This window comes from Alkalispirochaeta alkalica DSM 8900 (assembly GCF_000373545.1).
Lineage (GTDB): Bacteria > Spirochaetota > Spirochaetia > DSM-27196 > Alkalispirochaetaceae > Alkalispirochaeta > Alkalispirochaeta alkalica.
In genome coordinates this window covers 1-13,566 of sequence record NZ_KB891700.1, presented here as the reverse complement: position 1 = coordinate 13,566, position 13,566 = coordinate 1, and the positions used below count along the sequence as shown (strand labels likewise).

Sequence of the window (13,566 nt, the reverse complement as noted above, 5' to 3'; positions counted from 1 at the left end):
AGGCGGGATCGGTGAACTGACCCGCCTGATTGAAGTTGGTGTGGGGAGTCAGTTGCATAGGGCAGACCCGCGCGCAGATTCCACAGGAAATGCATTTTCCCGGCTCTGTGATGGTCAGCAGGCGGTCCCGGGTGCGNCTTGCTCCCAGGGTTGTTCCTGTCTTGTGAAGAACTTCCCCAAAGGTTCCCATGGGGCAGACCGTACACCAGGTTCGGGGGTTCAGAAAGGAGAGGGTCAGGCCCACAACGGTGGGCATCGCCAGATACTGGATCCCCATGAGGGCTCCCAGGCGTTCCAGAGTCTGGCCGTCCCCGACGAAGGGCAGAATTCGGGCGAGCCGCAGGGTAAACATGACCATATAAAGGGTAAAAAATCCCCACTTTGCCACGGGTGAGGTCAGAAAGGAGGGAAACTTTCTGTTGAGCGACAGGGGCAGCATGAACCGGTCGAAAAGGCTCCCGTGGGGGCAGAGGTGNCCGCAGAAAAANCTTCCCCGGAAGAGGCCGGTGCCGGCGATGATAATCATGATTCCCACCACGCCCAGGCCAAGCAGGGGTTGATAGAGCGATCCCAGGGCGAGGATGGGTACCAGAAGCCAGGCCACCCGTCGGGTGCGTGAGAAAATCCGGTTTTTCTTCATATGGNATCGGGGTTTCCCCGTTCTCACCGACCGACNCTTNAAAGAAGTGCTCTTCGTGCTTTTCATATGATGGGCACGATATCCTGCTTTTTAAATATTGTCAATANCATATATTCATGATTGATCGGCGNTCCGCCTTGCCCCGGGCTGTCGCGGGATCACCCGTTTTTCCGGGTTCCGAAGCGGTTCAGGTGCATCTTGNTCCGTTGGAGAGAGGTTTCGGGGTGAGGGGGAAGAGATTCTGCCGGGTGGCCTGCTGCTATGATGGCCAGGACCTGGTAGCCGTCGGGAATTTTGAGNATTTCTGCTGCGGCGTCGCGGGATGATCGGCCCCGGGTGTCTTCCCGTTCCCTGAGTTGTATCCAGCAGGCTCCCAGACCGAGATTTTCTGCTGCCGCCTGAACGGTCCAGGCGGCGATTGCGCAGTCCTCGATCCAGACATCGCAGACGCCGGGGTCGGCGAGAAATACCATGGCGTAGGGNGCTTCTGCGAGGAAGGCCGCTCCGTGAGCNTTGACCCGGGAAAGGCTGCGCAGGNTAGGGGGATCGGTAACAGCGATGAACTCCCAGGGTCGAAGGGATCGTGAAGAAGGGGCCCGGAGGGCGGCTTCCTCAAGCAGAGCCTGGTGAGACTCGCTCAGAGGTGTTTCCTGATACTTCCGGATTGTCCGGCGGGTTCGGAGCCAGTGCAGGTAGTCCATATCAAAANCGTACCACGGAGAGGACCCGGGGGTCTTCCCCGTGGCAGCGCGAGCGTCGATCACTTCCCCTGGANCGGGAGCGGGGGATTGAGCGTTCCCGAGGGCGATGACCCGGTGAAAATGAGTTCGCCCTTTCTGAAGGAAAAGAGCAGGGCCGCATTGTTATTGAGGGCGTCGTAGTAGTTCCCTGCATCGAGGACGATAAAACTGGCGGGGTTTCCCGGTTTTATTCCGTACTCGTCNTCCCCNAGATNGAGGGCTCTGGCAGCGTTCTCTGTAACGAGTTTGTAGCCCTCCATGATGTCGTCGTACCCCATGAGCTGGCACACGTGGAGCCCCAGAAAGACCACATCCCGCATGTTGCCGTTTCCCAGGGGATACCAGGGATCAAAGAGATCGTCGTTTCCAAAGGCGACGTTTATTCCCTGGGCGAGCAACTCCCGGACTCGTGTGATACCCCGTCGCTTCGGGTAGGTGTCCATCCTGCCCTGCAGATGGGTATTCACCAGAGGATTGGCGATGAAGTTAATTTTGCTCATCTTCAGAAGCCGCATAAGCCGCGTCACGTAGGCGTTGTTGTAGGAGTGCATGGCCGTGGTGTGACTCGCCGTTACTCTCTCGTAGAGTTCCATTTCCAGGGCTCGTGTGGCCACCGTCTCGAGTCCCCGCGAGGACTCGTCGTCGATCTCGTCACAATGGATGTCTACCAGTTTGTCGTGCTTCTGGGCCAGCTCCATGGCGAAGTTGAGCGATTCCACGCTGTATTCCCGGGTAAATTCGAAGTGCGGGATCGCCCCCACCGCATCGGCTCCCAGCTCGATCGATTTCCTCAGCAGGTCCTTCCCCCCGGGATAGCTCAGGATTCCCTCCTGGGGAAAGGCAACGATCTGGATGTCGGCAAGGTGCCGCAGCTCCTCCCGTAACTCCAGTATCGCCTCCAGTGCCGTCAGGGAGGGGTCAGTTATATCCACGTGGGTCCGGATGAACTGAACACCCTGGGATGCCTGCTTCCGGACTGCCCGGGTAACCCGGTCCCGCACATCCTCCCGGGAGAGCTTTCCCTTCCTCTTGCTCCAGCACTCGATCCCTTCGAAGAGGGTCCCCGACCGGTTCCACACGGGATCGCCTGCGGTGAGACAGGTGTCCAGATGGATATGGGATTCCACGTAGGGGGGCAGGGCAAGCTTCCCCCCGCACTCCAGTACCTCNTCCCCGGGTGCGGGGGCGAGGCCGGGAGCGATCTCGACAAAGAGCCCCTCCCGGATACGAAGATCAGTCGCTTCCGTTGCGTTTTCTATGTAGACATCTCGTATAACCATGGTGACCGCCTTTCATTGTGCAGCTCCGGGCTGTCAGGGAAACCTAGCCCTCTTTTGCGTAGATGAGCTTGTCCGCCAGGAGGTAACAGACGAGGGCCACTGCCATGGCGTTGATGGCAGCGATCCCTGTGTTCAGGAAGTTTCCCGTCAGAGCCCCCGCGATAACCCCGATGATCGCTCCCCAGTTAACGGTACGGTCNGGGGCTTTGTTCCTGTCGTAGCGCTCGCGGTGCATAAAGAAGTCCAGCGCGATGATCGCCCCCACGGGGGGGAGTGTCGCGTTGAGGAAACTCAGCCATCCGATAAAGTTGAAATAGAGCCACATGGCCGTCCCTGTACCGATTGCTCCTGCGATCAGTACCATGGGGCGCTTTCGGATTTTTGTGATGTTTGAGAGCCCCAGACCCGACGTATAGAGGGCGTTGTCGTTGGTGGTCCAGATGTTTGCCCCCAGGACCAGTATCGCCGGCATGGCAAGACCCTGGGCGATCATGACGTAGAAGATATCGTCCATGCCTGTGAAGGCTCCCCCAACGGCTCCGAAGGCAAACATCAGGGTGTTGCCGATAAAGAAGGCAATGACGGTGGTAGCCACGGCGATCTTGTGTGTCCGGGCGAAGCGGACAAAGTTCGGCGTCGCCGTTCCCCCGCTTACAAAGGATCCAATGACCATGCCCACGCCTGCAAAAACGGTGAGGTCACCGGCGGAGCGCGCGAAAATAGCCGTCAGGCCGCCTCCGTGAACGGTGGCCGTCACCATGGAATAGATACCCAGGACGGTGATGAGGGGTACAGAGATAAAGCTGACCACCTCGAGCCCCTTGATTCCAAAGTAAGCCGAGCCTGTCATGAGGATTCCTGCCAGCAGNAGCAAAATGACNGGGCTGATCCCCAGGAGCTCTGCCACGGGAAGGGCGAACATGGCCACGCCAACTCCGAACCAGCCGATCTGGGTGAAGCTGATGAGCGCCGAGGGTAGATAGGATCCGANCGAGCCGAAGGAGCGGTGTGCNAGCAGGTCCAGGCTCAGCCCCGTGGTGCTTCCGATGTAGGCCAGAACACCTGTGTAGGCCCCCAGAATGAGTCCCCCTATAAGAATAGCCCAGAGGAAGCCCGTGAAGTCNAGACCGTTGCCGAGGTTTGCTCCCACACTCATGCTGGCCGAGAAGTAGGTGAANCCCAGCATGATTACAAACATGGGCCAGAACCCCTTGCGGGCCGAGGCTGGAACCATCTCCAGGGAATAATCGGAATCCACATGATCTCGCGTGGCATCGTTCATAACGGGAACCTCCTGGCGGTATTTTGATGTAACTAGTTACATCNCACTTTTACGTATACCGTTGAATGTCCCGGCTGTCAATGTATTTCCTGGGATCTTTCTTTTTCGGTCATAGATGATATGCTTGACTCTGGCGGACGGGTAGTATGAGTGTGAACATCAAACGTGTAGCAGAAATGGCGGGAGTCTCTGTGGCAACGATATCCCGTGTGCTGAATCATCCCGAAAAGGTGCTTCCCGAGACTCGCCAGCGGGTTCTCGAGATCATGCGGGAGCAGAACTATACTCCCAACTGGTTCGCCCGGGGGCTCAATCGTGCCAGAACTCATACCATCGCCCTGGTGGTACCGAATATTGAGAGCAATACCTGTCAGAAGATCATCTCGGGGATCGAGACCGTGGCCTATAACAAGGAATCTTCGGTTTTTCTCTGTAATACCCGGAATGATCCCGGTGCCACCCTGACGTATCTGAAGATGATGCTCTCCCGCCGGGTCGACGGAATCATTCTGGTCTCTCCAGTGCCGGAAAGTGAGTCCCGGAGGATGCTCGCCGATNCTTCGGTCCCCTCGGTCCATGTAGGGAAGGTTGCTCCGGGCGGGAACGAGGCGAACTGTTACCTGGACTACGAGGAGGGGCTTGGGCGGCTCGCAGATCATCTCANGGGGCTGGGACACCGGACCATCGATCTGCTCTGCCACAACCCGGGAAACTATGAGTCTCTCTCTCTGGAGGAAGGCTTCTGTCGCGCCCGGGGGGAGCGGGGGTTCGCCGGGGTCGTTCACCGCGCAGAGACCACGATTCAGGGTGGATACCTTGCCGCTCGAAAGTTGATAGAGCACGGGAAACTTCCCCAGGCTCTGATCACGGCAAGCCACGAGCAGGCCTTTGGTGTCATGAAGGCTGCGAGGGACCTGGCGGTCCCCGTTCCGGAGAGGCTTGCCCTGGCAGCCATGACCGATTCAGATCTGTGTNCCATTGTTGCCCCCGCNCTGACCTCGCTGGAACAACCGGCGCTGCGTCTGGGAATGGTGGCAGCCCGGATGCTCTTCGACAGGATAGAGACGGGCGAGCTTCTTCCTGATGTCCCCCGAACGCTTATCCTGCAGTCGACGATCAAGATCAGAAGATCCTGTGGAAACACAAAATATATTTACGAGGCTCGCGATTAGACGAAGGGCAGACGAAGGGGGGACGGAAGGAACATGCCAAAGCCTGTAGAGATCATGGGGGTTCAGCTCAAAAATCCGCTTGTCGTTGCTGCGGGGCCCTGGGCACGGGATGGGGCCTCGATTCAGCGCTGCTTTGACGCAGGGGCCGGTGCGGTTATAACCGAGACGGTGACCCTCGAGGCCCATAACAATATCTGTCCCCGCCTGTATTTCAGGGATGGCGGGACCTTTAATACCAAGCTCTATTCCCATCTGCACCTGGAGCAGTGGGAGGACGAGGTGGAGGGGGTGCGCAAGGGGGAGGGAAAGCTGATCTTCAGTATATGGGGATCGTCGGTATCGGAGCTCTCGTACCTCGCGCAGAAGGTGGAGTGTCTGGGTGCCGACGCTATCGAGGTGAGCATTTCTGCCCCGATAGGAACACGGAATCAGGCGATACACAACCATTCTCCCCATACCCATGATTTCATACAGGCCGTGGTAGACGCCGTGGATATTCCGGTTATGGTGAAGCTCTCCTACGAGGCGGCGATCTCACCCGATTTTACCCGCTCTATCGCCGATGCCGGAGTANCCGCCGTGAGTGCAATCGATGCGCTGAAGGGNCTGGCGGGAGTGGGGATCACGGGCAGAAAAGCCCGAATGCCTACCTACGGAGGGTATACGGGCCCGCAGATCCGGCCCGTTGCTCTCGCCACGACGGCGACGCTGAAACAGCACACCTCTTTCCAGATTTGTAGCGTGGGGGGNATCGCGGGGTACGAACACGTTCTGGAGTTCCTCATGCTCGGGGCCCAGGCGGTCCAGCTTGCCTCGGTGATTCTGCTTCAGGGCTACGGGGCAATAACGGATATTCTCCGGGACCTGGAGGCGTGGCTTGCTGCCCGGGGGATCGACGACTACGCAGGAATCAGGGGGTGTGCCCTGGAGAGTTTGAGCCCCTTNGAGGATATAAGCCCGGCCCCTCTGGCGGCACACCTGACCGGGGATTGCTNCGAGCCGTGCCAGANATGCCGGCAGGGCTGCATTTACCACGCCATCAGTCGGATCGAGGAGGGGAGCATCAGGATTGATCCCGAGGTCTGCACCGGCTGCGGGTGGTGTGTGGCCCGCTGTCCCGGGAAGAAGATCGAGCTCCGCTGGGAGTAACCCCTGTGCCGGACGCGGGCTCCGGCACAGGGAGGCAGGGTCGTCGTGCTCAGGAGGCGGAATCGGCCGCCTCGAAAGCAGCGCGCTCTGCCATGAGCTTTTTCCAGGCGTAGAGAGCCAGGGCTGCGCCGATCACGCCGTAGGCGAGAAAGACCCGGAAGTACTCACCCACCTGGGCGTTGCCAAAGAGGGTCTGGGCAGCCAGGGGGGAGATGATGAAAAGCGAGTGAAAGAGGATCGTTCCCAGCACGGCGTGGCCGATATTTGCCTTGGCCACGGTGGCCCCGCCGATAAGGATGGAAGCCACGGCGAACAACCCGGTTTGTTCGTGGGCACCGTAGGTGCTGAAAACTCCCATGTTCTGGATGAACATGATCTGGCCGAAACCGGCAAAGACGGTGGAGAGAATGATTGCGATCAGGCGAATCCGGTCTACCTTGATCCCCGAGACAAAGGCTATGTGCTGGTCCTGGCCCACGGCCTTGAAGTTCTGACCCAGCTTTGTGCGTAGAACAAAGGCGGTGAAGAGGCACAGCAGCCCGATCATGCCGAAGGTNGCCATGGGNACCCGCTGGTTGCCGGTTATGGTGGGGCTCAGCACCTCCGCCATACCCCAGATAAAGAAGAGTGCCGAGATGCCTGACCAGACCANGCGTTTGGGCACCCGTTCCTTGCGGAAGTACCAGAAGAGGTTCACCCCGATCGTGGTGGCCGTGAAGAGGAGCGTGAAGTGGGAGAGCTTCATTTGCCACAGATGATCAAGACCGTACTTCAAGCCCATCACATCGATGGAAACCCGCAGGCCCACGCCGGAGCTCAGGACCATATCGGGATTATCCATGGGGATGATGGTGCCAATAAAGACCAGGAGGATGAGCTGATAGATTCCCAGGGCAAAAAACCCCAGGATCAGTCCGGAGATCATCTCTTTTCCCTTGGAGCGGTTAAAGAGCTTCCCCGTGAGGTATCCAAAGAGGATGTTCATGGGGAGAGAGAGCACCATTGCCCCCATTACCCCGATGAACCCTGCAAATCCCCAGTGGGTGGCCATGATCAGGGCAAACTGNGCGCCCATGGCCCCCAGTACCACGGCAAAGTTCAGCCCCATGCCGGCCACAACGGGGATGATCAGGGCCAGTACGATAAACATGTTCCGCGCGATCCGGCTGATCAGATCGTTCACGAAGAAGGGAAGCGAAAGGTTCGAGATGTAGAACCCTCCGATGCAGAGAAAGGAGAAGACCAGGATAACCATGTTATTGGTTATAAACGTTTTAACAGCCGATCCGATTCGAAATTTGCTTGCCATTATTCTTACCCTTGGGTTGAGGTCTGAGCCAGTGCGTAGAGGATGATCCCGTTCTGGATGATCAGGCGGGTGATCTCGGCTACGTTTGATATGCTACCGGCGATCTCGTTTGCCACAGGCTGGGCAGTCACCAGAATGCTCTGGAAGAGGAAGGTGCCGAGAATAACGTTAAAGACCGTAGCTTTCTTGATGGTTGCCCCACCTATGAGAATACAGGCCACGGCAGGGAAGCCCATCATCAGGGGGGCCTGGTAGAGCTGGATAAAGCCGAAGCTCTGGGCGTAGACCACGATTCCCACGGCGCCGGCCACGGTGGACATGACGGTTCCCATGATCCGGTAGCGGTCTACGGGGATGCCGCAGGATTCGGCGAAGCGGGGGTTATCTCCCGCAGCGAGCATGGCTGAACCGCTCCGGGTGCGGAAATAAAACCAGTAGATAAAGCAGACAAAGGCGATAAAGAGGAGGAGCCCCGTGGGAATCGCCAGATTCCCGATCCTGAAACTCCAGAAGTTATTCAGGATCTGGGAGAAGCGCCGCTCGATACTGATTGTTACGCGGACCCCCACTCCGATGGGCCAGGCCATTTCGGGCGCGTTGAAGGGAAGTACCAGCCAGCCGATCGACATGAGCGAGACCATGGCGAAGCCGGTATAGGTGGAGACCATCATCTCCGATCCTTTTACCCGGTTCAGGAGCATTCCGTAGAGATAGCCGAAGAGTACCGCCACGGGCATGGCAAAGACGATGGACATGAGGAAGCCTGCAAAGCCACTGAAATTGGTCTCAATGCTCACGAGCATCCCCACCAGTCCCGCCAGAATTCCGATGGAGAGCCCGAAGTTGAGGCCGATACCGCAGCGAATGCCTGGGAGCATCGCCAGGACGAGGATGACCCACATGCCGGTCCTGACCACGCAATCGTAGAGGAGGTCGGAGAAGGGGATTCCCACGGCCGAGGCGGTAATCCAGAGGCCGATCAGAAACAATACAATGATGATTCTCGGAATGCCGAAAGATTTCAGAGCGTCCAGAATTCGGTCCTTCATGATGCGCTCCCCTCGAGTGTTTCAATACGCTTTCCGCCCATGAGGAGGCCGAACTTGACGTCGTCGTCATCGGAGCGCAGGATTCCTGCGACCTCGCCCTTGTCGATGATCGCGATGCGATCGCTGATGGTTTTGAGTTCGGCCAGCTCCGAGGAGGTCATGATGATCGTGATGTTGTGTTCCTTGTTCATTTTCACCAAAGTATCAAGAACCAGTTTTTTTGCTCCGATATCGATTCCCCGGGTTGGTTCCGAGACAAAGAGAATTCGNGGCCCGAAGGTCAGGGCCTTGGCAAGACAGACCTTTTGCTGATTTCCTCCGCTGAGATTGCGCACAGGCTGTTTTGGCCCGTGGCAGCGGATGTCCAGTTCCTTTATCATGGTTCGGGCGTTTTCCCGGACCTGGCCATACTGGACCTGGCTGATTCCCAGAATGCGACGGAGAAAGCGGAGCTTGTTCTCGATTGAGGGAATCGCGATATTGAGCTCAATCGAGAGGTCCAGGAGCAGGCCAATTCCCTTGCGGTCCTCGGAGACAAAGAAGATGTCCCGTTGCAGAGCTGCGCGGGGTGCGTTGAGGGGCAGGGCTTCGCCAAAAACCTGAACAGATCCCTTGGCGGGGTAGAGCCCCATGATCCCGTTGGCGATACCCACCTTGCCCTGTCCGGCAAGGCCTCCGATGCCGAAGATCTCGCCCTCGTAGATGTCGAGGTTTACCTTTCGGACCTCCTCACCCGGCATGAAAACCCGGAGGTCCTGTACCGAGAGGGCCTTGGCGCGGCTCGAGTGGTCGGTGATCGTTTTATCGAACTGCTTCCCCACCCGATGGCCCACCATCAGTTCTGCCAACTCGTACACGGTGGTTTCGGAGGTTTTTCTGGTGCCGGCGAGCTTCCCGTCCCGGAGTACGGTGATATTCTCGGNGATGCGCATGACCTCTTCGAGCCGGTGGGTGATAAAGAGGATGGCCACACCCGAGGCGGCAAGATTTTTCATGGCCTCCAGCAGGGTNTCGGCCTCGCTCTCGGTGAGGACCGCCGTAGGTTCATCGAAAACGAGGAGCTTGATGTTGTCCTTGTCGATCTCGCGGGCAATCTCGGCAAACTGTTTATACCCCACGGGCAGGCGGGAGACGGGGCCTTTCTCATCGATGTCGATGTTGAGTCGGTCCAGGGCCTGGCGGGAGTCAGCGTTCATGGTCTTGTAGTCCAGGATCTCCAGGGTTTTCCCCAGAAATCGGCTGACAACGTTCGGGCGGGTTTTCTCACGATTCAGTTTTATGTTCTCCGATACCGTGAAGTTGGGAATAAGCATGAACTCCTGGTGGACCATGCCGATACCCCTCTCCATCGCNTCGGAGGGATTCTGGAAGACCGCATCCTGACNGTCNAACCGAATCGTTCCGGTGAAACCGCCGGTTTCATGGATCACGGGCATTCCGAAGAGGATGTTCATNAGAGTCGATTTCCCGGCTCCGTTTTCACCGAGCAGGGCGTGGATCTCGCCCGGGACGAGCGACAGGTTTATGTTTGACAATACCTCGTTTTTGTTGAACGACTTGGAGACGCCGCTCATCTCGAGTATAGGTTGACGTTGCAAAGCAAAACTCCCAATGGTCGGTGCTGTCTGGCACACCGGGAAAGGAAATAGATTCAGCACAGGCGGCCCCGTGGGGCCGCCTGGTACTGAAAGACTGTCACTGGATCAGAAAATGTGATGATCGAGCAGTACGAGATAGAAGTTGGAGTGATCGCCGTAGGTGGAAAGGTCAGCACCACCGGTTACGTCGATGAACCTCTGTCGCATCGCTGCATCGTCTACCTTGCCCGACGTGCGCCCCTGGATATAGTCCACGGCGTAGTAGGTTCCGGCCTGGATCATGGCCATGTTGATGGGGGCAGGCCAGGTGGCAACACGACCCTGCATNTCTGCGGCGGCCACGGCGTTGCCGATCTCACCCATGATCCACTCCAGGTTGCCCTGCTTGTCCGAGGGTACCTCGATGCCCAAAGCCCCGGGCATGGCGTGATAGGGAGAGGGGCAGCACTGGACCGGGAAGATCGCCTTGTTGGAGACGCTCTGCCGGATCAGGGGCTCCATCATGGAGCAGTTGGTGCCGAAGAAGGCCGTGTTCTTTCCGAGCCGGGCCACNTGACGGGAGACGTCCTCGTTAATGAACTGCTGCGTTCCCGGTACGCCGGCATCACCNGTGGGGTCCGGTGCGTCCACCTCGACAAAACGCATGCCCAACTGCTCTGCCCGCTCTTTCATCAGGTCCCGGCGCTGGGCCAGGAATTCGATGGACATGTGGCGGGGAAAGCTGTAATGGACCAGGGTCTCGGCACCCATGTTTTTGGCGTGATCGACGATCTGATATCCCCGACCGATATTGTTGGTGTCAAAGACGATGTCACCCCGGCGTGCGATCAGGTCGGGATCTTCCTGGGGTGCGCCGAGAATGATCAGGATATCGGGGCGGACTTCCCGAACCCGGTCTACCGCTGCGGCGGTGCCGGGAACGGCCTGGACCATCACGATTGCTTTCATNGCGGGATCCGAGGCCAGGGCCATCATCTGGGAGATGGTGGTCTCCTGCTCTTGCATGAAGCGATCGGGATAGGTCCGGATCTCGATATGCTCGGCGCCGAACTCCCGCTGCATCTGCTCTGCCATGCGATATTCTTCTTCGTTCTGCGTTACCGTTCCGGTAAGAATACCAACTTTCCAGGCGTCGGCTGACGCCTCCTGCCGGCCTCCGGCGAACACCGTTGGGGTTGCAAGGGCCACGAGGACCATAAAACCAAAGATTCTTTTCATGCAGGTCTCCTTTTTCTCCCGTTAAAACGGGGATCTGATTCGATATTCTACTGTAAGGTGTTGACTTTGGGTAGGTACTGTATTGTAATCCGGTGAAAATTATTCATTTTTTATTCATTTTGACGCATACCAGCGGGGGCAGGGAATCCCGGCCCGCCTACAGCCCTGCTCGGTGAGAGAAGATCTCCTGAGGAGCGGGGACAAAAAAAGCCTGCCGATACGATGTACCGACAGGCCTGGACGCTCCCCCGGCTGGACTCGAACCAACGACAAGGTGATTAACAGTCACCCGCTCTACCAACTGAGCTACAGGGGATCAAACGATGTTGGAGGGAATATATCGGTAGTCCCCGGTTGTGTCAAGCCGTATGTCGGCGGTTTTTGCGTTTTGGCCTCCGTTGAGGGATGAGCGGGGGAGCTCAGGGCCGGGCCTCGAAGGGGATCATCTCGATCCCGTGGCTCCCTGCACGGATCTCTACCTGAACGATCTGAAGAGTGTCGCCCTCCTCGGTGACGAGTTGGTAGACCTTGCGCGTTCGCGCCAGGTCGCGGATACGGAATTCGTAGAAGTGCGACGGGCTCTCCCCTGGAGACGTGATAAGGAGAAACTTTGTCTCGTCGTAGGGGTGTTTCCGTACGGACCCCTCGTAGGTGACGGTGGGGCCCGTATACCGTTCCGACTCGGAGGAACGGACGATCTCGTGAAGCTCCTGTGTAGTCAAGTAGGCTTGCGGTGTCATGTACCTATTCTACGATATACCGCCCAAATCTGCAAAGCCGGGATGTTCTGTGTCGTGGTAATTGGGGAGATTCCAGGGGGAGATGCTTCCGGGGGGGCGACACGGGCAAATACGGCCCTGCCGATAATTCAGGACGAGAAATATCTCCCCAATCCTCTAGTGTTTGCTTCCATAAGACAGGTTCCACACTGGTTCCATATACAGTCGGTCAAGGTGAGAGATATTCAGTGAAGGTACTATCGGTTGCACGGAAGATAAAAATGACTCCTCTCCGGGGACGTTCCGACGGGGTTCGCCCCGCNGGCAGAGGATTCCGCTCGTTGCGGCTTCGCATGGTCGCCCTCTTTGGGGGGACGGCGGTNTTTCTCCTTATNACCCTGGGTGCGGTTCTGGTATGGCGGGTGAGCACCGTTCAGCGTGGAACTGTCATGGAGATGGCAGGNCAGATCGTGGAGGCCCGCAGCGCCGAGGTGCAGCGCTGGCTCGAGGGGCACATCCAGGAGATGAGGGGCTGGAGCAGTCTCAACATCATCCGTACCGGTGATATCGAAGAGATTGGCCGATATCTGGAAGGTCGCCAGGGAACCCTCCACCCGGAGCACGAGAACGTCTTCTTTGCGGATACCCGGGGTCAGGCTGTCTCCAGCGACGGATTCCGGGGGAATTTGCTCTCTCGCCGGTATGTCCAGGAAATTCTGGACGGGGCGGAATATGCCATAAGCAACGGTCTGGAAAGCGCCTCTACGGGGCAAGCCATCATGGCCATCGCNTATGCCGTGAAGGATGATCAGGGAAATATCGTCGGGGTTGCAGGAGCGGCTGTTTCGCTCGATGTCCTGAGTGAACTTACCCGTAATATGAGTTTCGGTGAGAGTGGATACGGAGCGGTAATCGGCGGCGACGGTGTGGTGATCGGTCACCCCAACAGGGCAGTGGTGATGAGCCTGAACATCACCGATGCCCCGGACTGGCCGGGCATGGAGGAGATCGGCCGGGGGGTGACCCGGGGCGAGCGAGGGGCCGGGTACTTCACCAACCTCCGGGGCCAGCGAAATCTGGGGATCTTCTCCCCCGTCATCGGCTCCCCCCGGTGGAGCGTGGTCTATATCCTTCCCATGGCGGACCTGAACGCCCCCGTCCAGGAACTCACGGGGATCATCACCACGATCTTTCTGCTGGCCCTGATCGTGCTGGCCCTTACGGCCTGGGTTNTGGCAGGGAGAATCGCAAAGCCCATCCGCGCCGTGGCCCTGAGTCTGGACGATGTGGCCCANGGCGAGGCCGACCTGCGGGTTGCGCTTGAGGTGAGTGGCCGCGACGAGGTGGGCCAGATATCGAGTAACTTCAATACCTTCCTGGGGGTTCTCCGGGAGATGATCGGCGGAATCC

General features: G+C 58.1%; 12 protein-coding genes and 1 tRNA gene. 3 read left to right on the top strand and 10 right to left on the bottom strand.

Annotated features, from left to right (window positions below; genetic code table 11):
• From B071_RS19845 to codB, 4 genes are all read right to left on the bottom strand, one after another.
• Positions 1–526: 4Fe-4S binding protein (locus B071_RS19845; RefSeq protein WP_438829602.1), on the bottom strand; the 526-nt coding region annotated here is incomplete at its 3' end.
• A 272-nt stretch (positions 527–798) separates the two neighbouring features.
• Positions 799–1,341, bottom strand: a complete 543-nt coding sequence (locus B071_RS0105650; RefSeq protein ID WP_026245017.1) for a nitroreductase family protein — start codon at positions 1,339–1,341, stop codon at positions 799–801.
• Between the two features lie 59 nt (positions 1,342–1,400).
• Complete coding sequence (gene codA / locus B071_RS16125) at positions 1,401–2,660, bottom strand: cytosine deaminase (protein ID WP_018526134.1); 1,260 nt, start codon at positions 2,658–2,660, stop codon at positions 1,401–1,403.
• 43 nt (positions 2,661–2,703) lie between these two features.
• On the bottom strand, positions 2,704–3,942 hold the full coding sequence (codB, locus tag B071_RS0105640) for a cytosine permease (RefSeq protein ID WP_018526133.1): 1,239 nt from the start codon (positions 3,940–3,942) through the stop codon (positions 2,704–2,706).
• Between the two features lie 146 nt (positions 3,943–4,088).
• On the opposite strand from codB, the gene B071_RS0105635 reads away from it, so the two are divergent.
• Entirely contained in the window at positions 4,089–5,114 is a 1,026-nt protein-coding gene (locus B071_RS0105635; RefSeq protein WP_026245016.1) for a LacI family DNA-binding transcriptional regulator, read from the top strand.
• Between the two features lie 33 nt (positions 5,115–5,147).
• Positions 5,148–6,263, top strand: a complete 1,116-nt coding sequence (locus tag B071_RS0105630) for a 4Fe-4S binding protein (protein ID WP_245534058.1) — start codon at positions 5,148–5,150, stop codon at positions 6,261–6,263.
• A gap of 49 nt (positions 6,264–6,312) precedes the next feature.
• On the opposite strand, the gene B071_RS0105625 is transcribed toward B071_RS0105630, so the two are convergent.
• The 6 genes from B071_RS0105625 to B071_RS0105600 form a co-directional block, all read right to left on the bottom strand.
• The gene (locus tag B071_RS0105625) at positions 6,313–7,413 is read right to left on the bottom strand and encodes an ABC transporter permease subunit (RefSeq protein ID WP_438829601.1); all 1,101 of its coding nucleotides are present in this window, start codon (positions 7,411–7,413) and stop codon (positions 6,313–6,315) included.
• A 164-nt stretch (positions 7,414–7,577) separates the two neighbouring features.
• Positions 7,578–8,621: an ABC transporter permease subunit gene (locus B071_RS0105620; protein ID WP_018526129.1), complete on the bottom strand. Its 1,044-nt coding sequence runs from the start codon at positions 8,619–8,621 to the stop codon at positions 7,578–7,580.
• Positions 8,618–10,195, bottom strand: coding sequence for a sugar ABC transporter ATP-binding protein (locus B071_RS0105615; protein ID WP_040587509.1), 1,578 nt, complete (start codon positions 10,193–10,195; stop codon positions 8,618–8,620). Before B071_RS0105615 ends, B071_RS0105620 begins: the two co-directional genes overlap by 4 nt.
• A 129-nt stretch (positions 10,196–10,324) precedes the next feature.
• Positions 10,325–11,416 (bottom strand): DUF3798 domain-containing protein, encoded by a 1,092-nt coding sequence (locus B071_RS0105610; protein ID WP_438829600.1) that lies wholly within the window; start codon positions 11,414–11,416, stop codon positions 10,325–10,327.
• 264 nt (positions 11,417–11,680) lie between these two features.
• Positions 11,681–11,753 (bottom strand) — tRNA-Asn (locus B071_RS0105605).
• 103 nt (positions 11,754–11,856) lie between these two features.
• Positions 11,857–12,177 (bottom strand): hypothetical protein, encoded by a 321-nt coding sequence (locus tag B071_RS0105600; RefSeq protein ID WP_018526126.1) that lies wholly within the window; start codon positions 12,175–12,177, stop codon positions 11,857–11,859.
• Between the two features lie 260 nt (positions 12,178–12,437).
• Here B071_RS0105600 and B071_RS0105595 point away from each other — a divergent pair.
• Positions 12,438–13,566 (top strand): cache domain-containing sensor histidine kinase (locus B071_RS0105595; protein WP_438829599.1); only part of this gene is annotated, 1,129 nt, incomplete at its 3' end.